This is a genomic window from Stenotrophomonas sp. YJH_SMC_80 (genome assembly GCF_059372495.1).
In genome coordinates this window covers 384,033-406,247 of sequence record NZ_JCAFVP010000001.1, presented here as the reverse complement: position 1 = coordinate 406,247, position 22,215 = coordinate 384,033, and the positions used below count along the sequence as shown (strand labels likewise).

14 protein-coding genes are annotated in these 22,215 nt (G+C 68.3%); 2 read left to right on the top strand and 12 right to left on the bottom strand.

Translation table 11 applies throughout. The features are described from left to right. Positions 1-44 precede the first annotated feature (44 nt). The 7 genes from AC5P99_RS01735 to pilG all read right to left on the bottom strand — a co-directional run bounded on the left by AC5P99_RS01735 (position 45) and on the right by pilG (position 11,986). On the bottom strand, positions 45-509 hold the full coding sequence (locus tag AC5P99_RS01735; protein WP_005410712.1) for a chemotaxis protein CheW: 465 nt from the start codon (positions 507-509) through the stop codon (positions 45-47). Continuing rightward, positions 506-1,831 carry a chemotaxis protein CheB gene (locus AC5P99_RS01730; RefSeq protein WP_088435941.1) on the bottom strand — a complete coding sequence of 442 codons (1,326 nt, stop codon included), beginning with the start codon at positions 1,829-1,831 and terminating at the stop codon, positions 506-508. The genes AC5P99_RS01735 and AC5P99_RS01730 overlap by 4 nt, the downstream gene beginning before the upstream one ends. Next, positions 1,818-8,495, bottom strand: a complete 6,678-nt coding sequence (locus AC5P99_RS01725; RefSeq protein WP_088435942.1) for an Hpt domain-containing protein — start codon at positions 8,493-8,495, stop codon at positions 1,818-1,820. Before AC5P99_RS01725 ends, AC5P99_RS01730 begins: the two co-directional genes overlap by 14 nt. A gap of 100 nt (positions 8,496-8,595) precedes the next feature. After that, on the bottom strand, positions 8,596-10,632 hold the full coding sequence (locus AC5P99_RS01720; protein ID WP_005410715.1) for a methyl-accepting chemotaxis protein: 2,037 nt from the start codon (positions 10,630-10,632) through the stop codon (positions 8,596-8,598). 41 nt (positions 10,633-10,673) lie between these two features. Next, complete coding sequence (locus AC5P99_RS01715; RefSeq protein WP_005410716.1) at positions 10,674-11,204, bottom strand: chemotaxis protein CheW; 531 nt, start codon at positions 11,202-11,204, stop codon at positions 10,674-10,676. Further along, complete coding sequence (locus AC5P99_RS01710; protein ID WP_005410717.1) at positions 11,204-11,566, bottom strand: response regulator; 363 nt, start codon at positions 11,564-11,566, stop codon at positions 11,204-11,206. The genes AC5P99_RS01715 and AC5P99_RS01710 overlap by 1 nt, the downstream gene beginning before the upstream one ends. A gap of 18 nt (positions 11,567-11,584) precedes the next feature. Next, positions 11,585-11,986, bottom strand: a complete 402-nt coding sequence (pilG, locus tag AC5P99_RS01705) for a twitching motility response regulator PilG (RefSeq protein ID WP_005418455.1) — start codon at positions 11,984-11,986, stop codon at positions 11,585-11,587. A gap of 240 nt (positions 11,987-12,226) precedes the next feature. On the opposite strand from pilG, the gene gshB reads away from it, so the two are divergent. Then, positions 12,227-13,174, top strand: coding sequence for a glutathione synthase (gene gshB / locus AC5P99_RS01700; protein WP_005410718.1), 948 nt, complete (start codon positions 12,227-12,229; stop codon positions 13,172-13,174). Then, positions 13,174-14,058: an energy transducer TonB family protein gene (locus AC5P99_RS01695; protein WP_005410719.1), complete on the top strand. Its 885-nt coding sequence runs from the start codon at positions 13,174-13,176 to the stop codon at positions 14,056-14,058. Before gshB ends, AC5P99_RS01695 begins: the two co-directional genes overlap by 1 nt. 580 nt (positions 14,059-14,638) lie before the next feature. Here the strand turns inward: AC5P99_RS01695 and tsaB are convergent. The 5 genes from tsaB to AC5P99_RS01670 all read right to left on the bottom strand — a co-directional run bounded on the left by tsaB (position 14,639) and on the right by AC5P99_RS01670 (position 22,211). After that, positions 14,639-15,352, bottom strand: a complete 714-nt coding sequence (tsaB, locus tag AC5P99_RS01690) for a tRNA (adenosine(37)-N6)-threonylcarbamoyltransferase complex dimerization subunit type 1 TsaB (protein WP_005414253.1) — start codon at positions 15,350-15,352, stop codon at positions 14,639-14,641. A gap of 9 nt (positions 15,353-15,361) precedes the next feature. Then, complete coding sequence (yoaA, locus tag AC5P99_RS01685) at positions 15,362-17,410, bottom strand: DNA repair helicase YoaA (protein ID WP_495212828.1); 2,049 nt, start codon at positions 17,408-17,410, stop codon at positions 15,362-15,364. Positions 17,411-18,102: 692 nt separating this feature from the next. After that, positions 18,103-18,639: a hypothetical protein gene (locus AC5P99_RS01680; protein WP_049450265.1), complete on the bottom strand. Its 537-nt coding sequence runs from the start codon at positions 18,637-18,639 to the stop codon at positions 18,103-18,105. Next, a complete protein-coding gene (gene mrcB, locus AC5P99_RS01675) occupies positions 18,636-21,074 on the bottom strand; it encodes a penicillin-binding protein 1B (RefSeq protein WP_043035707.1) in 2,439 nt (812 codons plus the stop codon). The genes AC5P99_RS01680 and mrcB overlap by 4 nt, the downstream gene beginning before the upstream one ends. Positions 21,075-21,158: 84 nt before the next feature. Continuing rightward, on the bottom strand, positions 21,159-22,211 hold the full coding sequence (locus tag AC5P99_RS01670; protein WP_495212827.1) for a glycosyltransferase family 2 protein: 1,053 nt from the start codon (positions 22,209-22,211) through the stop codon (positions 21,159-21,161). Between the last annotated feature and the right edge of the window lie 4 nt (positions 22,212-22,215).

Here is a 22,215-nt window from a genome sequence, read left to right as displayed (position 1 = left end):
GCCAGCGGCCGGCACTACCGGGAACCTGACCGGCGGATTGCCGATCAGGCCGCCAGCGAATCCAGCGCGGCTTCCAGCGCATCCAGGTTCGGCAGCAGCGCGCTCTGCTCACCCAGCAGCACGCGCATGTGCACGATCTGCGGCAGGGTTTCCTCGGAAGCATCGGCCAGCAGGCCATCGCGCGGCACCGAGATCAACTGCGGGAAATTCTGCGTCAGCAGCGCGTAGTAGGGGCGCTGCGCGTTGCCGCTGAGGGCCTTCAGCACGACGACCTTGTTGTGGCCGCCTACGGCTTCCTCGCCCAGGCCGGAAAGGCGCGCGAACGACACCAGCGGCACCTGCCAGCCGTGCCAGCCGATTTCGCCGACCAGCCAGCGCGGGGCGTCGGAAACCGGCTGCACCGGCACCCGCGACATCATTTCGGCCACGGTGGCATTGGGCAGCAGCACGCGCTCGTTGCCGGCCTGGATCAGGACGCCGCGGATTTCGTCATTGCTGGCATAGCTCATGGTGCCTCTCCGTTATCGTCTTCCACGCCCCAGCGCGAGGCGATGGCCTGCGCCAGTTCCTGTGGCTCACCCGCCACCATGCCAGCGGCGACCACCGCCGTGGCTGCGGCAGGGTCATAGCAGCCCTCGCCGACCTGCCCGGCCACCCAGGCACCGGCGGCGGCCAGATCCAGCGCCGGACCCACATGCGCAAGGTCGGCGCCGCTGAGCAGGACCAGCGCAGTGTGGTCGGCCGGCAGCCCGGCGATCGAAATGCCTTGCGCGTCGCTGACGAAATGCAGGCCGTCGCTGGCGGCCTGCACGCCGATGTCATCGGCCAGCACGTGCACTTCACCGGGTGTTGCACGCTGGCCGGCTTCGGCCAGCTGCACCGGCAGCGGCGACACCCGCGTCATCTGCTTGACCAGGTTGCCGTAGCGGCCACCGTCCAGGCGCATGTGCACCAGCACCGGCACGCTCAGCGACGACGGCAGCGCACCGAGCAGGCGGCGCAGCGCATCCGGGCCGCCAATGCCGGCCAGCACCAGCAGCGAGCCGGCACGTGCGCCCGCAGGCGCCGCAGTGTCCAGGTCCACCAGGCTGAGGTGATCGGTATCGAAGGACGGCAGCGGGGCTTCCATCGCGGCGCTGTACCCGGTGGCTGCGGGTGCGTCTGCTACGTCCTCGACCAGTGACCACGCGGTGTGGTCGAAGGACACCGGCGGCGTTGCCGGTGTGGCAACCGGCTGCATCGGCGCTGCCTCCAGCGGCTCCGGCACCACCGGCTGCAGCGCGGCCAGTGCCTGCTCCAGCGCGATCGGTTCGTGCAGGTGCGCCGGTGGCGCATACAGGCTGTCCGCCGGTACCTCGTCGGCCCAGCTTAATGCCTGGTCCAGATGCGGCTGGAGCGCTTCTTCCCGTGGTGCCGGCGGCGGTGCCGGGTGACCCGGTTCCAGCTGCAGGGCGGGTTCGTCTTCCGCACCCGGCGGCAGCACCTGCTGGTGGCCGTGCAGCTTGGCGGCCAGATGGCGGCCCCAGCGCTGTGCCTCCCAGCCATCACGGCGCGCCGCCAGCTCGGCTTCGTCGAAGACCAGGGTCAGGCCTGGTGCGGACAGCACCGCTTCAAGCCGCTCCAGAGCATCCTCGATGGCCGCTTCCAGCGCGATCACCACGAACTGTGGACGCGCGTCCTGCAGCAGCTGCGGCTCCAGGCCGTTGGGGTCGTCTTCCAGCACCAGCTGCACATCGGCATGCGACAACGCCTCGCGCAGGCGCTCGCGCGCCGCGCCAGGACGGGCCAGCAGGGCGACGGCCGGGGCCGCCTGGGCTTCACTCACGGACACGGGCGATCCCCAGCAGGTCGTACACGTTACGCATCAGGTCCAGCTCCTGGTACGGCTTGCCCAGGTAGCGCTGCACGCCGATCTCGAAGGCGCGCTGGCGGTGCTTGTCGCCGCTGCGCGAGGTGATCATCACGATCGGCACGTCCTTGTAGCGCGGGTCGGCACGCATCGCGGTGGCCAGCTCGTAACCATCCATGCGCGGCATCTCGATGTCCAGCAGCATCAGGTCGGGCACGCGTTCTTCCAGGCGCTCCAGTGCTTCCACGCCGTCGCGGGCGACGCTGACCTCGAAGTTGTGGCGTTCGAGGATGCGCCCGGTCACCTTGCGCATGGTCAGCGAATCGTCCACCACCATCACCAGCGGCACCTGGCGCTCCTGGCGTGGCGCGTTGGCCAGCACCGGCAGCGTCGGGTTGGCGAGGAAGCGGCGCACCAGCGGCGCTACGTCCAGGATCACCACCACGCGGCCATCGCCGGTGATGGTTGCACCGTAGATGCCCGGCACCGAAGCGATCTGCAGGCCGACCGGCTTGACCACGATTTCGCGGTTGCCCAGCACCTGGTCGATCGCCACGGCGGCACGCAGGTCACCGGCACGGACCAGCAGCAGCGGTACCTGGTCCTGGCCATCGGCACGCGCCGGGGCCTGCCCGACCAGGCTGCCGAGGTCGTACAGCGGATAGTCCTCGCCGCTGTAGCGATAGCTGCTGTCGGCCGCTTCGAAACGCTCGCGCGACAGGCGGCCGATGCCACTGACCGATGCGACCGGCACCGCAAAGGTGGTTTCGCCGATCTGCACGAACACCGCCTGGGTGACCGCCAGCGTCTGCGGCAGGCGCAGGGTGAAGCGCACGCCCTGGCCCCGCACTGACTGGATATCGACCGAACCGCCCAGCTGGCGCACTTCGTTGCGCACCACGTCCATGCCCACGCCACGGCCGGCCAGCTGGCTGACCTGGTCAGCGGTGGTGAAACCAGAGGCGAAGATCAGGTTGTCCAGTTCCTGCTCGTTCGGCTGCGCATCGGCAGCCAGCAGGCCACGGTCGATGGCGCGGCGGCGGATCGCCTCGCGGTCCAGGCCGGCGCCGTCGTCGGCCACTTCCAGCACGATTTCCGAGCCTTCGCGGTGCAGGCGGATGGCGATCTCGCCCTCCTCCGGCTTGCCGGCGGCGCGGCGCTGTTCCGGCGCTTCCAGGCCATGGGCCACGGAGTTGCGCAGCATGTGTTCCAGCGGCGCGACCATGCGGTCGAGGACGTTGCGGTCCAGTTCGCCGTGGGTACCTTCCAGGGTCAGGTGGACCTGCTTGCCGGTATCCATGCCGGACTGGCGGACCACGCGGCGCAGGCGCGGCACCAGACCGTCGAACGGCACCATGCGCGCGCGCATCAGGCCATCCTGCAGTTCCGAGCTTACGCGCGACTGCTGCTGCAGCAGGGAGTCGTACTGGCGCGACAGATCGTCCAGGACGCCCTGCAGGCCGCCAAGGTCGGCGGCGGACTCGTTCAGCGCACGGCTGAGCTGCTGCAGGGTGGAGAAACGGTCCAGTTCCAGCGGATCGAACTTCTGGTCCGCCTGGTCCTGCTCGCGCTGGTAGCGGGCGACGATCTGCGCCTCGGTTTCCAGGTCGAGTCGGCGCAGCTGGTCGCGCAGTCGCGCATTGGTGCGCTCCAGTTCGGCCATGGCACCACGGAAGGCACCCAGCTGCTGTTCCAGACGCGAGCGATAGATCGCCACTTCACCGGCATGGTTGACCAGGCGGTCGAGCAGGTCGGCGCGCACCCGCACCTGCTCCTGCTGCGGACGCGCCAGCGGATCTTCGTCGGCCACGCCTTCGGCCGGCAGTGGTGCCGACAGCGGGGCATCGGCCGGCGTCGTCAGCGGGCCCACAGCCTGTGCCGGCACGGCCTCGGCCTCGCTGGCCGCACGCGCGGCCGCAGCGGCCGCCGCGATATCGGTGGTGGTCCGGACCTCGAAGGCCTCCACCAGATCCTGTGCAGGCGCCACCACGCGGTGGGCACCGGTCCGCGTCAGCAGCTGGTGCAGGCGGTCGAAGCCGCGCTCCAGCAGCTGCACGTCGCGGCGTTCGATCTCGGTGCGGCCGGCCGCCACGGCTTCCAGCAGGGATTCGATGCTGTGGCCAAGGTCGCCGATTGCATTGATGCCGGCCATGCGTGCGCCCCCCTTCAGGGTGTGCAGGTCACGCTGCAGGCCGGCCAGCACCTCGCGATCCTGCGGCGCATTGCGAAGCTCGCTGATCAGGCCATCGCAGTGGTCGAGCAGGTCCTTGCCTTCCTCGACGAAGATGTCGACCAGTTCGCGGTCGTACACGCTGAAGTCGAGCGCATCGGCGCCATCCGCGGTGTCTTCCAGGGTGGAGGCTTCATCGTGGAGCGGCGCCCGCTCTCCGGCGTCGGCCTCGGCAGGTTCGGCATCGGTGTTGGCCGTGCCCTGCCCCGGCGCTTCTTCCAGTTCGAAGAACCGCACCGGCTCGGCGGTGGCCTGCAGTGCTTCGGCAGCGCTCACCTCGTTCACCGTCGCCGGGGACGGCTGATCGGCGCTCTCTCCTTCGCCGACCGCCGCCTCCCCGCCGACGTCCGCATCCTCGGCAAAGGCTTCCGCCTCGCCCGGCGCGAGTTCGCTGGCCTGGAGGCCGAGCACGGGCCATTGCCCGTCGTCGTCCAGGGTCTGCTCTTCTTCGATCACGTGCAGGCCGGCCTCGAGCGCGGCTGCCAGCGTGACCGGTTCTGCAAAACCCGGCGCAGCCATTTCATCCTGCAGGCTCGACAGCCCGCTGTCGAGTGGCAGTGCAGCAGCGGCGTCAATGTCGCTGTCATCGCCACTGCCCGAATCAAAGGACAACGGCGTATTCAGGTCGATCGTGTCAACTTCCGCAGGCACCGGCCGCTCTTCCGCGTCGCGGTCATCCACCGGCAGCGCACTGGCGTCGAGGTAGGGCGACAGATCGTCGGCCATGGTCAGATCAGCGTCGTCGACCGTCGCGATCGTGGGCACGGCATCTGCTTCGGCCACTTCGACAACAGGCGCACTCTCGACCGGCTGGATCGATTCAATCGCGCCGGTGTCCGCCACGGCAGGTTCACCTTCGCCCGGCACCGACGGCCAGCCGGCGTCGAAGTAACGCGAAAGATCGTCGCTGGCGGTCAGCTCGCCCACGTCCAGGCCGCTGTCGGCCGCGATGTCCAGCGTCTGCGGGTCGGTTGCAGCTGGAACCGGTTCCAGCGCATCTTCGGCAAGCGGCTGCGGCTCGGCAATGAGATCGGGCGCCACATCGAAAGCGGACGCCATGCTGGTTTCGTCCAGCGAGTCCAGCCCGGCCAGCGGCGCTTCGGCTTCGGATGCCCGCCCGACATCGGGCGCCAGCTCGATGCCCTCTTCATCCTCGTCCTCCAGCCCGACCATCGGCCAGCGCGCTTCCGGCAGTTCACCGGCGAGCGCCTGCAGGCGCTGTACCAGCGCTTCCTGTGGCGTGATGCGCGGCTGCTCGGCCTGCAGCGCTTCCATGGTCGCGGTGATCGCCTGCGCGGTCGCATCCAGCGCAGCCACGCCCTCGTCGCCCGGCACCACGTCTGCAGCCAGCGCGCGCTTGATATAGGACTCGGCACCGCCGGTAACGGCAGTGATTTCCGGCACTTCGGTCATCGCGAAGGCGCCGTTCATGGTGTGCACCGCGCGCAGCAGCGCGTCGCTGACCGGCTGCGGCGCCTGCTGCGCCGAGCGCAGCCAGTCCTGCAGGGTCGCCTGATGGACTTCCACTTCGGCTTCCAGGATCTCGCGCAGCACGCTGTCGATGTTGGCCGGCGTGCCCAGTGCTTCGGGCGCCGGGTCCGCATCGGCTTCAGCCTGCACCGACGCCATTGCTTCGGCTTCGAGGATGCGGCTGATCTCGTCCTCGCCATCGGCTTCGACCACCGGTGCGGCGGGAGCGGCCGCAACCGGCAGCGGTACGTAATAGGTGTCCTCACCCGCGCCGACGCGATCGGCAATGGCCTGCATCGCCTGCAGGTCCACGCTGATCCGCTGGCCATGACGCAACGCGGCGTTCAGCTGCGGCAGCGCGGCATGCGCGTTGTCGACCATGGCCAGCACGGCTGGCGTCGCCGGGCGGCTGCCGTCGAGCACCCGGTTGAGCATGCCCTCGATCTTCCACGCGAATTCGCCCAGGGTGCGTGCACCGACCAGTCGGCCACTGCCCTTGAGCGTATGGAAGATGCGGCGGATGGGACGCAGACGGTCCATGTTGTCCGGCTGCATGCGCCATGCCGGCAGCAACGTTCCGAGGTTGGCCAGTTCGTCGTCGAACTCTTCCAGGAACACCTCGCGGATGTCCTCGTCGATGTTCTCGGCATCGTCGTCGAAGCCGGCCTCGAAGCCGGCGTCTGCATCTTCCGCGCTGCCCACGGCGACTGGCGCTTCCGCATCGGCCGGCGTCGGGGTCGCCTGCGGATTGAAGTCCGCGGCGGCAGCGCTCAGCTCGGCAAAGAACTGCGCGTCGGCTTCGCTGAAATCAATCGGTGCGATGGTGTCGATGTCGATCATCGACACCGCCGCTGCCGGCACATCGGCAAGCGGTGCGGGCGCTTCCACCGGCACATCCACAGGGGTGATGTCCGGCTCTGCGGCAGCCGGGCTCTCTTCCACCACCGCAGGGGCAGTGGCATCGACGCTCTCCAGCGACGGATGCAGCCCGGCAGCGTCCTCCAGCGACAATGCCTCCATCGCATGCAGCGACAACACGTCATCGGCATTGTCCAGCGCATCGGCATCGAAACGGAACACGACGTCGTCACTTGCAGAAACCGCGTCATGTTCGGCGGCCACCGGGTCGAACCCCGGTGCGGCATGCGCGCCGGTCTCGATGGACAGCGACGCGTCGGCGGCGTCCTCTACGTCCAGGCCGGTTGTCGCATCGGACTGCACTGGCAGAGCCGCCTCCGACAGCGTCCAATGGGCGGCGGCGCCCTGCCCTGCATCGAGCTGTTCGAAACTGACCGGATCGAAGCTGGCAAACGTCGGACTGCGCTCATCGTCCGCTGGAGCAAGCGGATCGGCCTCAGGATGGAACGGTGCGAGATCCCATTGTGGGACCTCGGGTGCAGGTGCACTGGAGGCGGCAAAGACCAGCGGTGCATCCGACTCGTCACGCAGCGACAGCGGTGCGGAGGCGACGGATCCCAGCCCACCGAACATCAAGCTGTTGTCCGCCGCTGCCGGCGACGGCGTGGCCGGTGGCGGATCGAAGGTGAAGTCCGGCAGCGGTACCGGCACCTCACCGGGTGCCGGCGCGGCCGACTGTACCGGGATCTCGATGTGCTCTGGCTGCAGTGCCTCGCCCTGCAGCACGACCGGCTCACGCTCGATCGACTGCGGCACGGACGCTGCCGGCTCAGCCGCATCGTGGTCCGGCAACGGCCAGTAGCGCAGCGCCTCAAGGCTGCTGCGGGTGATGTCGAGGATGTCCTCGCGACCCGGACGACGGTCGCGCAGGGCTTCCAGGTAGTACTCCAGGCTGGCCATGGCGTCGGCCAGCGTGTCCAGCTGGCGGCCACTCGGCACGCGCTGGCGACCGATCAGCTCGGCTTCGATGTACTGCTGCACACCGCGCAGGTAATCGGCGGCGGTACCCAGGTCGAGCATGCGCAGCGCACCTGACACATCGCCCAGCAGGCGCGGCACGTCGTGCAGCTCGGCATGGTTCCAGCTGGTTTCAATGAACGCGACGAAGTGCTCGCGCGCGGCGGCGAAGTTGGCGATGGCCTCGTGCGCCAGCACCTCTACCGTGCGCCGGTTCTCCACTGCACTCGGATCGTCCTGGCCACTGCCGCCGGCGCCCAGGTGGGCGACCTGGTCATCCAGCGACGCATCCACGTAGAGCAGCGCCCCGGCGATATCCAGCAGCAGGTTTTCGTCGATCTGCTGGCGGCCCTCGACCACGCCACGCAGGGCATCACGTTGCTGCACGACCACGCCGCGGGCCACGCCCAGGCCCATCATGCCCAGCGTATCGGCGACCGCACCGAGCTCGTTGGCCTGGGTCTGCAGTTGCTCCGGCGCACCGCCGGTACGCAGGTGCAGGTCCAGCGCATCCTTGATGCGCAGCAATTCTTCCTTCACTGCACTGCCCACGGTATCGAGCAGCTCGCGGTTGCGCCCGCTCAGGCTGCCACGGGCATGGTCCAGCTCGGCCTCGGTGGCGGTGACGCTGTCCGGTGCGAATGCCAGCAGCACGCTGTCATGCACGCCTTCTTCGCCACGTGCGGCACGGATCTCGTTGAGCAGCGGCATCAGCACGATCGGGATGTCACGGTGACCGTTCTGCAGGCGCTCCAGGTAATCGGGCAGCAGCACGCTGCCACGCATCAGGGTCGCGCAGGCTTCATCCCGATCGGCCACGCCACCGGCGCCGATGGCATTGGCCAGCTGTTCCAGCTCCTCGGCCACCATGGCCGGGGCGTACAGCTCGACCATGCGCAGGGTGCCCTGTACCTGGTGCAGGTAGCCGGCGCAGATGCGCATGCGGCTGGCGTCGGTCGGGTCTTCCGCGTAGTACTCGACTTCGTTGCGCACCTGGCGCAGGGTCTCGTCCAGCTCGGGCTTGACCCAGCCCAGCGCTGCGTGGCTCATCGCATCGCGCAGACTGCTCATGGACGCGCTCCGTTCGCCGCCGCGCGGAAGCCGCGCGAGTTCTGGCGTGGGGAATGGAAATGCTTCATCGACTGGTTCCTTGCTCGCCGCCCTGCCCGCGTCACGCCGGCAGCTTGAAGTCGGCGACCGAACGACGCAGGTCGGCCGCCAGCTGCGCGAGGTGGCCGATCGATTCGGCGGTCTGCCCGGCACCCTGCGAGGTCTGGCCGGTGATCTGCCGGATCACGCCCATGGTGCGGGTGATGTCCGAGGCCGCGGCCGACTGCTGCTGGGCGGCGATGGAGATGTTCTTGATGAGGGTGTTCAGTGCATTGGACACGCGCTCGATCTCGGTCAGCGCGGTGCCGGCATCCTCGGCCAGGCGTGCACCGGACACCACTTCGGCGGTGGTCTGTTCCATCGAGGTGACCGCTTCGTTGGTATCGGCCTGAATGGCCTGCACCAGGTTCTCGATGCGTCGGGTCGCGCCGGAGGTACGTTCTGCCAGGCGCTGCACTTCGTCGGCCACGACCGCGAAACCGCGGCCCGCTTCACCTGCCGAGGCCGCCTGGACCGCTGCGTTCAACGCCAGGATGTTGGTCTGTTCGGAAATGTCGTTGATCAGTTCCACGATCGAGCCGATTTCCTGCGACGACTCACCCAGGCGCTTGATGCGCTTGGAGGTTTCCTGGATCTGGTCACGGATCTGGTCCATGCCCTGGATGGTCTCGCGCACCACGCCGGCACCTTCGGCGGCGATCACCACCGAACGCTGTGCCACGTCGGCCGACTCGGCCGAGTTGCGCGACACCTGTTCGATGCTCGCCGCGATTTCGCCGATGCGGTCCGACGCCGAGGTGATCTGGTTGGCCTGGTGGCCCGCCGCCTCTGCCAGCTGCATGGCGGTGGCCTGGGTTTCCTGGGTGGACAGCGCGACCTTGGCCGAGGTGTCGTTGATGGTGGTCACCAGGTGGCGCAGCTCGTCGACGGCGTAATTGATTGCGTCGGCGATGGCGCCGGTCATGTCCTCGGTCACCGAGGCCTTCACCGTCAGGTCGCCCTCACCCAGCGAGGAGATTTCGTCCAGCAGCCGCATGATCGCCTGCTGGTTGCGGCTGTTGAATTCCACCTGGGTCTGGTAACGCAGTTCCTGCTCGCGCGAGCGGCTGCGCACGTTGGTGGAAACGAAGCCGATGATCGCGATCAGCGACAGCGCACCGGACACCACACCGATCCAGAAGTTCGGGAACAGGCGGGTGTCAGACACCGAGCCGAACGAGGAGAACGCGTCGAACAGCTTGCGGCTGTCATCCAGCATGTGGGCCGAACCCTGGCCCAGCGCGGTGGCGGCGGACTGCGCCGCGAACAGCTGGCGCGAGCTGGCCAGGATCGCGTCAGCGTCCTGCTTCATCGCTTCCCACTTCTGCTGCGACTGCTCCAGTGCGGCGACGGCGGCGGCACCGCGCACGGCGGTGATGCCCAGTTCCTCGTTGCCGTTGCGCAGGCCGTCGAGCACCTGCGAGAACACGGTGATGTCGCGTGCCAGTGCATCGCCGGACGTCGCTGCGGCGCTGCCACCGGCACGCATTTCGGTTACGCGGCGGGCCATCGAGCCAGCCACCACGACCTGCTGCAGTGCGCTGTACACCTGCGACGACGGCGCGCCGGAGGCGGACATCGCACGCACCAGCTCGTTCAGCTGGGCCTGCAGGCCCGGCACCGCGCCGGTGAAGTTGTTGGCATTGCCGGCCAGCGCCAGCACCGCCGGTTCGCTGGCGACCAGCTGCCCGGCCTGCTTGCCCAGCGGCGCCCAGGTCTCGCCCAGGGTGGCGATGGCACCGGACACGCCCGGCTCCTTGCCGTAGCGCCCCTGCAGTGTCGACACGTTCTGTTCGATCGCGTTGCGGGTCGCCTTGAAGGCGGTGAACGCCTGCGCGTTGCCGCCCACCGCGTCACGGCCCTGGTTGGCCAGCTGCTGCGACAGCACCTGCAGGTCGGCCGCCTTGGAACCGGCATCGGCCAGGCGACTGCCCTGCCAGGTGGCGACGCCGGTGTTGACGCCGAACAGGATCATCGATGCCAGCAGCAGGAACAGCCAGAGGTTGCTGCCGCCCAGCCGCAGCTTGCCGGTCTTGGTGGCGTCCGAAGCAGTACTCATCGTTCAACCTCGATCTTCAATGCAGGGGGCGATGCCCGGCCTCAGGCCGCGGCTTGCCGGAATTCAGGGGTACGCGACAGCAGCGAGAGGGAGAACACGCCCCAGTCGTGGCCGTCGGCGTGGAAGGCGCGATCGACGAAGTGGCCGTAGCGCCCTTCGGCCAGCGTGCCGGCCGCGATCTGCTGGTCCAGTTCAAAGCTGCGCTGGCCGAACAGTTCATCGATGGTCAGGGCGACGTCGCCGCCGGCCTGGCGCATGATCAGCACGCGCTGGCCTTCCTGCTGCACGGTACGCGTGCCTTCCAGGAAGTACTTCAGGTCGACCACCGGGAACAGGTTGCCGCGCAGATTGCCCACGCCCAGCAGCCACGGCTGCGCGCACGGCACCGGGGTCACCGGCGGCATCGGCACGATTTCCACCACTTCGCGGAAATCGGACACCAGCCGGCGCTGGCCGACGCGGTAACCCACGCCACGCCAGAGGTCCTGGGCGAACTGCCGCTCGGGCAGCTGCACCGCGTGGGCCAGGCTGCGCCGTTCGTAGGCTTCGAGAATGTCGAAGGGCGAGCGCATCAGGCCACCAGTTCGTTGATCCGCGCGATCAGTTCATCCTCGCGCGGCGGCTTGACGATGTAATCGGCCGCGCCCTGGCGCAGGCCCCATGCCTTGTCGGTTTCCATCGCCTTGGTGCTGACGATGATCACCGGGATGTGCTTGATCGCCGCATCACGGGCCATCGCGCGGGTGGCCTGGAAACCGCTCATGCCGGGCAGGACCACGTCCATCAGCACCAGCTGCGGCACCTGGTCGCGGACCAGCTGCAGTCCATCCTCGGCATTGTCCGCCTCCAGCACCTCGTGGCCGGCACGGCGCAGCCACTGGGTGAACACCGCGCGGTCGGTCGGTGAATCCTCGATCAGAACGATACGAGCCATTGTGCCTTTCCCCCCTGGTCAGGCGTTGACGTATGTGCGGATGGCACCCAGCAGTTCTTCACGCGTGAAAGGCTTCGTCAGGTACTGCTCCGAGCCGACGATGCGTCCCCGCGCCTTGTCGAACAGGCCATCCTTGGACGAGAGCATGATGACCGGGGTCGCCTTGAACAGCTGGTTGCCCTTGATCAGCGCACAGGTCTGGTACCCGTCCAGGCGCGGCATCATGATGTCGACGAAGATGATCTGCGGCTGCTGGTCTGCGATCTTCGCAAGCGCTTCGAAGCCGTCGGTGGCGGTGACCACCTCGCAGCCTTCGCGCTTGAGCAGCGTTTCCGCAGTCCTGCGGATGGTCTTCGAATCATCGATGACCATCACCCGGAGTCCTGCGAGTTCCCCGCCCGCAGTCGTGTTTTCAGTCATTGCCTATCCCCAAGCGCACGGCCCGATCTCTGGCGGGGGCCGCTACGAAAGCGTATCTATATCGCACTTTCCGCGCCCGCTTCAAGGCCGCCCCATGGCGCGGGGCATGGCACCCTCCTGAACGTGACGGGTTTCGCAATGCGTGCGCGACCGCCGGGCGGACGCTGCGTTGCAGGACGGCGGGGAGGCGCGCGAGCGGCGTTGCCGCTACCATCAACGCCTTGCCTGACAGGTGCGCCCATGCCGTTGAACGTCATCGTGGTGATGGATCCCATCGCCCACATCAAGATCGCCAAGGACACCACCTTCGCCATGCTGCTGGAAGCCCAGCGCCGCGGCCATGCCCTGCACTACGTGCGCCCGGGCGGCCTGGCCCTGGAGGGTGGTGTAGCGGTGGCCCAGACCGCGCCGCTGCAGGTGCGCGACGACCCGGCCGGCTGGTATGAGCTGGGCGCGTTCAGCCGCACCGAGTTCGGCCCCGGCCAGATCGTGCTGATGCGCAAGGACCCGCCGGTCGACGCCGAATACATCTACGACACCCAGGTGCTGGACGTGGCCGCAGCGGCTGGCGCCTGCGTGGTCAACAACCCGCAGGGCCTGCGCGACTACAACGAGAAGCTGGCCGCGCTGCTGTTCCCGCAGTGCTGTCCGCCGACCCTGGTCAGCCGCGACGCGAAGGTCTTGAAGGCCTTTGCGCTGGAGCACGGCCAGGCCGTGCTGAAGCCGCTGGACGGCATGGGCGGCCGCTCGATCTTCCGCAGCGGCCAGGGCGATCCGAATCTGAACGTGATCCTGGAAACCCTGACCGACGGCGGCCGCAAGCTGGCGCTGGCCCAGAAGTTCATTCCCGACATCACCGCCGGCGACAAGCGCATCCTGCTGGTCGATGGCGAACCGGTGGACTACTGCCTGGCGCGCATCCCGCAGGGCGATGAATTCCGCGGCAACCTGGCCGCCGGCGGCCGCGGCGAAGGCCGCCCGCTGAGCGAGCGCGACCGCTGGATCGCCGCCCAGGTCGGCCCGGAGATGAAGCGCCGCGGCATGCGCTTCGTCGGCCTGGACGTGATCGGCGATTACCTGACCGAGGTCAACGTGACCAGCCCGACCTGCGTGCGCGAACTGGACGCGCAGTACGGCCTGAACATCGCCGGCACCCTGTTCGACGCACTCGAGGCCGGCCTGCGCTGATGTCTGCCGCACCTGCCGTCCTGCCCCCGCCGCCGCGCGAAGCGCAACGGCTGGGGGCGACCATCGCGCTGTCGGTGCTGGTCCACGCCCTGCTGATCCTGGGCGTGGGCTTCGCCGTGAAGGGCGATGCGCCGCTGGTGCCGACACTGGAAGTCATCTTCAGCCAGACCCGCACCGCGCTGACCCCGAAGCAGGCCGATTTCCTGGCCGCGGCCAACCAGGAAGGCGGTGGCGAGCACGACCGCGCACAGCGTCCGCGCGACAACCAGGCCGGCATCGTGCCGCAGGCCCAGTCCGGAATCAGCCCGGTTCCACAGCAGCAGCAATCGGCCGCGCCGGTTCCGCCGCCACAGGCACGGGTGGTCAGCAGCCGCAATGGCGAAGAGGTGGTGGCGCAGGCGCAGTCCCGCCCCACGCCGGATCAGCCCGAACCGGATGCGCCCTTGAGCGCACGCGAACAGCGCGACGTGGAGATGGCGCGGCTGGCTGCCGAAGTACATCTGCGCTCGGCGCAGTACGCCAAGCGCCCGAACCGCAAGTTCGTGTCGGCCAGCACGCGTGAGTATGCCTATGCCAATTACCTGCGCGCCTGGGTCGACCGTGCCGAGAAGGTAGGCAACCTGAATTACCCGGATGAGGCGCGGCAGCGCCGCCTCGGTGGCCAGGTAGTGATCAGCGTGGGCGTGCGCCGCGATGGCAGCGTGGAGAGCAGCCGGATCCTGCGTTCGAGCGGGACGCCATTGCTGGATGAGGCCGCCCTGCGGGTGGTGCAGCTGGCCCAGCCGTTCCCGCCCTTGCCGAAGACCGAGGATGAGATCGACATCCTGCAGGTTACCCGTACGTGGGTGTTCCTGCCGGGCGGCACCCTGCACGACGACCGGTAGGGTTTTGTTGCCCGGGCCTGCGGCCCGGGACCCGCTGGAGGGCTAGAGCAACGGCAACAGCAACAGCGGCGGTTGGGCTGTGGGTTTGGCGGGGCGGTGTGGGCTTGCAGGACACGCCGTAAACCCGTCCCTGGGGGCTCGATGGCGCCTTGCTCGTGTGCGCTGTCCTGCGCACACGGCAAGACCGGGGTTGGGCGTCCTGCCCAACCCGCCCGAGGCGTGCCTCGGGCCCATGGCGCAACGGTCCTGCAAGCCCACACCGCCCCACCTCTGACAGATCGCGGCGCATCGCGTCCCGCTCCGCTGTTGGTAGGTGTCGACCTTGGTCGACACACATCCACGCTACGCGTGGATGCGAGCAAAGCGATCCGCTTTTGACTTTGATTTTCTTTTTTTATTTTCCGTGGCGGACGCACACGGAAACTGTCAGAGGCCGGGCGGGTGGGCTGCGCAGGGGCGTGAGCCGCATGGATGCGGCGACCGAGCTTACAGGGACGTACTTGCAGCGCCCCCTGCGCAGCCCACCCGCCCGGCCAAACCACGGCTTTTGATCTACGCGACCAATCCCGCCACGAGGGGCTCAGCCGTTGGCCTTCGCCTTCGCCTCGCGCGCGGCCTGCTGCTCGACCAGGGTCAGCGCCACATTGTCACGCAGGTACGCCGGCTCGACCTTCTCCGGTGCAATGGCTTCGCCGCGAGCGAACGCCGGCACCGCCAGTGCCAATACATCCGACGCTCGCGGCAGCGCCGTCGCATCAAAGCAGCGCAGGCCGGTGCCCAGCTGGGTCACCAGTGCCCCCTCGGCTGCGCCGAAACCGGTGCCGACACCGTAGGCCGACATCCCTTCCGGCAGCGCAACCGCAGCGGGTGCGCACACGCGCTCGGCATCGCGTGCCACCGGCAGGCCGTCTACACGCTCGAAGCGCGCGACGTACAACTCCCCCATCCGTGCGTCGATCGCCGACAGGATCTGCGTTTCGTCCGCCGGTGCCCGCAGCGCCAGCACCTGCAGCGTCGAGACCGGCAGCAACGGCCGATCCAGTGCCAGCGCAATGCCTTGCGCGATGGCGATCGCCAGGCGCACACCGGTGAACGCACCCGGGCCGCGGCTGAGCGCGATACCGTCCAGCTGGCGGCGGCTGATGCCTGCTTCGGACAGCAGCGCCTCGGCCCACGGCAGGCTCAGTTCGGCATGCCGGCGCGGGGCGATCTCGAAGCGTTCCAGCACCTGCCCATCGACATGCAGGGCAACGGAACAGGCTTCGGTGGCGGTTTCAAAGGCGAGCAGTTTCATCGGATCGGGTCAGAACAGGGGGAACGTGGCACCGGGCGCCGGCTCGGGGCCGGTCGCAACCGCCGCCGGAGCAGCCGCATCATCGGCCACGGGCGCCCATTGTGGCGTAAAGAAGGCCTGCACATCGGCCAGACTGCGGGTACGGCGGAATGGCGGCAGTGAATCGAGGAAGACCCGACCATAGCCACGGTTGAGCAGGCGCGGGTCGCACAATACCAACACACCACGGTCGCTCTCACTGCGGATCAGGCGACCGACGCCCTGTTTCAGCGCGATCACCGCCTGCGGCAGCTGCTCATCGCGGAACGGATTGCCGCCCTGGCTGCGGATCGCCTCCAGCCGTGCCTCGTACACCGGATCGTCCGGCGCCGCGAACGGCAGCTTGTCGATCATCACCACGCTCAGCGCCTCCCCCACCACGTCCACGCCCTCGCGGAAACTGGCCGAGCCCAGCAGCACGCCATTGCCCGACTCGCGGAAGCGCTGCAACAGCGTCGCGCGCGGCGCCTCGCCCTGCACGAACAACGGCCATGGCCCATCACGCAGTGCCTCGGCGGCCTCGCGCAATGCACGGTGCGAGGCAAACAACAGGAATGCCCTGCCCTGCGACGCCTGCAACACCGGCCGCAGGGTCTGGATCAACGCAGTACCAAAGCCCCGCGCAGCCGGATCAGGCAGGCCTTCGGGCAGGTAGCACAGCGCCTGCTCCGGCCAATTGAACGGGCTTGGCTGGACCAGCGTATGCGGGTCATCCAGGCCCAGGCGGATGGCGATGTGGTCGAAGCCACCGCCCACGGTCAGCGTCGCCGAGGTGAAGATCCATGCCGCGCGACTGCGTTCGCGATGCTCACGTAACGGGCCGGACACATCCATCGGCGTGCGCTGGCAGCGAAAACCACGTGGCGTGAGCTCGTACCAGAGCACATCAGCGGCAGTGGCGGTTTCCGCCGGGTCGGTATCGAAATCGAGGGCAGGTTCGTCATCGCCCAGCCAGCGGCTGAGCCGCGAGACCGCCTCGCGCGCCCGCGCATGGCAGGCATCCAGGCCCGCCCCGGCTTCGCGCAGCGGCTGCAGTGCCTGCTCCAGCGTCACCAACCCCGCCATCACCGTATCGAATCCATCGCGCACCTGCGGCATCGCCAACGCGCGCCATTGCGTGCCACGCGGCGGCAGTCCCTCCATCGCCGAACGCAGGGCCAGCAGCGCCTGCTGCAACTGGTCGACCGGTTCCTGCAGCGCCGACTGCGCGCCGCCGACGCCACGCGCTTCGGCCAGGCAGTCGCGGCCCAGTTCCTGCCACGGGCGCATGCCGAAACCTTCGCCGAAGAACTGCGCGGCCAATTCGGGCAGCTGGTGTGCCTCGTCGATGACGAAGGCCTGCGCCCCCGGCAGCAGTTCACCGAAACCGTCCTGCTTCAGGGCCAGATCGGCCAGCAGCAGGTGATGGTTGACCACCACCACATCGGCCGCCTGCGCACGCTGCCGCGCGCGCACCACGAAGCAGTCATCCCAGAACGGGCAGTCGGTACCCAGGCAGTTGTCGACAGTGGAAGTGACCATCGGCAGCAGCGGCGAATCATCGGCCAGGCCTTCCAGTTCGGCGATGTCACCGAACTCCGAACGACCGGACCAGGCCAGGATGCGCTGGAACTGCGCCGCCTGTTCGGGGCTGGAAAAACGCGGCTCGCCGCGCGCCTGCTGCAGGCGATAGCGGCACAGGTAGTTCGCGCGCCCCTTCAGCAACGCACTGCGCAGGCCGACACCAAGTGCCTGACGCACCCGTGGCAGATCGCGGTGGTAGAGCTGGTCCTGCAGCGCGCGGGTTCCGGTGGAAATGATGGTACGCAACCCGGACAGCAGCACCGGCACCAGATAGGCAAAGGTCTTGCCAGTGCCGGTACCGGCCTCGGCCAGCAGCAGGTCACGCTGCTGCAGCGCATCGGCGATGGCTTCGGTCAGGTGCAGCTGTGCCGGACGCGGGACGAAGGCATCCAGGTGCGAGGCGAGCGCGCCGCCGTCGCTGAGGGCTTCGCGGCTGGCATGGACAAGGTCGGACATCAGAGGGAAAGGATACCCGGCCGGGCGCTGCCCGGCACCCGTTTCAAGCCAGGGCAACAGCAACGGCAACAGCAACAGCAACAGCGTTGTTCATGGCTCTGGGTTGCTGCGTGCTGGGCGGGCCGGGAGGGGCAGGCAGGACACGCCGTAAACCCATCCATGGGGGCTCGATGGCGCCTTGCTCGTGTGCGCTGTCCTGCGCACACGGCAAGACCGGGGTTGGGCGTCCTGCCCAACCCGCCCGAGGCGTGCCTCGGGCCCATGGCGCCAACGGTCCTGCCTGCCCCTCCCGCCCCGCCCCGCCCCGCCTTCGACAGTTTCCCGGTGACGGATGGACGTGCTTCGTGGCGTTGCGCTTGCTCGACTGGATTCAGAAGCGGTGGGTCGAACGGAAACAAGAAGGGGTCGGATCCGTTTTCCTGCGGAAAACGGATCCAACCCACAACGAGTGCGCGCAGCGCGCGACCCGCTTTTGATTTTCTTTTTCTCTTCCGTGGCTGGCAGCACACGGAAACTGTCAGAGGTCGGGCGGGGCGGGTTCGCGGGGGTGTCCGCGGCATGGATGCCGCGGCCAAGCCCCCAGGGACGGGTTCACGGCGTCCCCCGCGAACCCACCCCGCCCTGCCAAGCGCGGCTTTTGCTTTACGCGGCCAAGCAGCCAGCCACGAGGGGCTGCGCCGTTGGCTGAAAACTCAGTACCGCTTGATCCCCGGCACCGTGCAGCCTTCAATCTGCGCATGCGCCGACACCGCATTTTGCTTCTCGCCCCGCGCCAGGCGCGACTGCTCGATCGTCGCCCAATGCCGGCGGCACAGCGGCCCTGTCTTCGAGCCCAGGTCGACCGCCTTGCGCGCAAACGCCTCCGCCTGCGCCCACTGACCCTGCAGCAGCGCCAGCTCGGCGCGCTCCTGCAGCACCGCCGGGTCACCAGCGACGATCTCCAGCGCATGGTCCAGGCTGCTGGCGGCACCGGCCAGATCGTTGGCCTGGCGTTGTGCCTGCGCGGTCACCCGCAGATCTTCCACCTGCGAGTCACGCAACGGCTGCACCGACAACTCCTTGTCATCGGGGCCAGCGGCTGCGTCAACTGCGGCCAGGCGCTGCGCCGGCGTGGTGGTATCGACCGGTTTGACCACCGGCGGCGCACTGCTCACGCAGGCGGCCAGGGCCAGGCTGAGGCCGGTCAGGGCCAGGGGCTGCAGCAGGGATCGCATGTTCATCGGCATCATCGGCTCGGGGGAGGAGTGGCGGCGGCGGGCGTCGCGGCAGGTTCGGCAGGCGCTTCCGGCTTGCGGTCCAGGCCGAACCAGCTGCGCCAGCCACCACCCTCGCCTTCGGTCTCGCCCTGCCCGTCCGGCGACACCGCCGGTGCACAGGGCGCATAGGCCGGTGCATAGCCGACCACGAACGGGAAGCGGCGCGCTCCCGGGCAGCCCTCGTCGGTCGTGTTGAGGCCGCTGGCGGCCACCGACTGCCAGTCCAGGCCCTTGTTGCTGACCCGCAGCGGCGCACTGGGAAGACGCTGGAAGATGCCCGACCAGACCCGCATCGCGCCGGTGGCACCGTACAGGCCGGCCTGCTCGTTCTGGTCGTTGCCGATCCAGATCACCGCCAGGTGATCCCCGGTGTAACCGGCATACCAGCTGTCACGACCATCGTTGGTGGTACCGGTCTTGCCGGCCGGCTGCAGGCGGCTGAGGCCATCGGCGTTGAGCCGCTGCGCGGTGCCGCTGGCAACCACCTGCTGCAGGCCGACACTGATCAGGTTGGCGGCAATCGAATCGCCTTCCTGGGCCGGTGCCGGGGTCTTGTCGTAACGCTTGAGCAGCTTGCCCTGCGGATCGAGCACGCCACGCACCGCATGCAATGGCTGGATTTCGCCACCGGACGCGAGGAACTGGTACAGCTGTGCCATCGCGTAAGGGCTCTGGTCGGTCGAACCGAGGATCACCGCCGGATTCGCTTCGGCCTTGATGCCGGCCAGCACGTGGATCAGCTGGGTCACACGCTCGGGGCCGACCTGCATGCCCACGCGCACCGTGGCCTGGTTGTAGGAATGCGCCAGCGCGTCGATCAGGCGCACAGTGCCGTGGCTGCGGTTGTCCGCGTTGCCCGGGCTCCAGTTGCGGCCACGGCCGAGCTGCACCGTCACCGGCGAATCGTCGACCCAGCTGGCCAGCGAGTAGCGGTCCGGCTGCGCCAGCGCCAGCAGGTACACGAACGGCTTCAACAGCGAGCCGACCGGGCGCTGTGCTTCGATCGCTCGATTGAACCCCACCTCGGACACTTCACGGCTGCCGATCACCGCCAGCACGTCACCGTTGTGCACGTCGGTCAGCACCATGCCGGCCTGCAGTTCGGGACGGCGCTTGCTTTCCAGCGACTTGATGGTGCGGGTCACCGCGCCTTCGGCATAGGCCTGCGCAGACGGCGACATGCCGGTCATCACGCTCAGGCCGGCGCCCTGCAGCGCCGATTCCGGATAGTCATGGCCGAGCTGGCGGCGAACCAGGTCCACATAGGCCGGGAAGCGGTTGGCCGCCACCAGGCCCGGCGTCTTGGGCACGCCCAGCGGCGCCTTCAGTGCACGCTGGTACTCGGCATCGTCGATCAGCGTCGCCTCATGCAGCTTGCCCAGCACGAAATTACGGCGATCCAGTGCGCGTTCCGGGTTGCGCCGCGGATCGTAGTAGGACGGGCCCTTGACCAGGCCGATCAGCAGCGCGATCTGCTCGGTTTCCAGCGATTGCAGGTCACGGCCGAACCAGAACTCGGCGCCGGAAGACATGCCGTGGATGGCCTGGCTGCCGCGCTGGCCCAGGTACACCTGGTTGAGATAGGCCTCGAAGATGGTGCGCTTGTCGTAGCGCGCCTCCATGATCAGCGCGTACAGCACTTCGTTGAATTTGCGGGTGACCGTCTGCTCCTTGCCGATCCCGAGCAGGCCGCTGCGGGCCAGCTGCTGGGTCAGCGTGGACGCCCCCTGGCGACTCTGGCCACCGGAACGGACCGTCACCCACACCGCGCGCGCGATGCCGGACAGATCGATGCCGTGGTGACGGTTGAAGTCCTTGTCCTCCACCGCCTGCAAGCCGGTCACCAGCAGGTCCGGCGCCTCGTCCATGCGGATCAGGCGGCGTTCTTCCTGCTTCTGCCCGTACAGGGTGGCAATACGCGCCGGGTCCAGGCGCGCAGCCTTCAGCGCCTTGCGGTTGTCGGCATCACGCAGCGACGCGACCGCACCGTCTGCCAGCGACAGTTCCAGCCGACGCGGTGCGACGCGGCCATCCACATCGTTGTAGCCACGGCTGGAAATGACAAAGCGCCCGCCGTTCACCGCATAGGTCGCCGGCTCCTTGCCCTGCCCGTCATCGCGGTAGGCGGATGCGGCGAGTTCGGTCTTCAGGGTCGCCGCGTCCATCGCCTTGCCGGGTGTGAGCACCAGCGGCCGCGCATATACCCGGGTCGGGATCTGCCAGCGCAGTTCACCGAAGCGCTGGGTCACCTGTTGGTTCAGGTACAGCGTATAAGGGATCAGGAAGCCCAATCCCAACGCGACCGCAGCCATGCTCCAGGTGATCAGGCGACGCCGCCACAGCGGGCTGTCGTCCTGCTGGTCGTCGTCGAAATCGTCGATGTCGTCGGAATCGTAGCGTCGGGGCACGGGCATGCAGGCGGGTAGGGTCTGGCGAGTCTAACGCAGGCGCCGCGGTGGCTGGCAGGCGATGGCCCGCGGTTTCACTGCAGTTCAAGCAGCGCGCGGCGCCCGCCACCCGGCCCACGCGCCCGCAAGCGCTGCCCAGCCCCCTTTCCAGCCGCCCCCCGCCAGGCAGACGTTGGCCAGGCGTGCGATCAACCGCGGCGCATCATGGGCGATCCAGCCTGCCGGCACATCCACGCGGCGATACAGCTGCAGTCGCGACCAGGCCATGCGCCAGGCGAGCGCGTGAAGTCCCTGGAAGCGCTCCGGCGCCACCACCACGCCGCGCTGCCCCAGCAGATCGGCCAGGGCCAGCAGGCGCCCGGCCGTGCGCTGGCGCGCCTGTGAATCGAACAGATCGAGATGGCGCAGGCGTTGCAGGAAACCGCGGCGACTGGCACCGATCTGGTTGTTGCCATGCTGCCGGTAGTCGATGGTCGGTTCGGCCAGCATGTCCAGCCCTCCTCGCAGTGATGCGTTGACCGCGAGCCATTCGTCGTGACTCCAGCCCGCAGGCACGGGCAGTGATCCGACCACAAGCTGGCGACGCAGCGCACAGGTTGCGCCGGTGACAAAATTACGTTGCAGGATCACGTCGGCAGCCAGCCCGTCGCGCTCCAGCCCCACTTCGGCCAGGTGCACTTTCAGCACCTCCATCAGGCGCTGGCCCAGCGGCGCGCCCTGCGCATCCACCAACCTCGCGTCGCTGTGCAGCAGCAACAGGGCCGGGTCTGCCTGGAAGCGTTGAACATAGCGGCGGACACGCCCCGCATGCCAGACATCATCCTGGTCGCACAGGAACAGGATGTCGGCCTGGCAACGCGTCAGTGCATCGGCGAAATTGCGCACATAGCCGAGATTGCGCGCGTGCTGGACGATCTCGACACGGATACCCAGCGCCTGTGCACGCGGCACGAAGGCCTGCAGCAGCTGCAGCGTCTGGTCGCTGGAACCGTCATCGCCGATCATGACTTCGTTCACCGGAAGATCCTGGTCGAGGATGCTGTCCAGCTGCGCCTGCAGGTAGCGCGCACCGTTGTAGGTGCACAGCGCGACGCCAATGCGCTCGGCAGGGGCCGATCGGGATGGCGCGTCAGGCATCGAA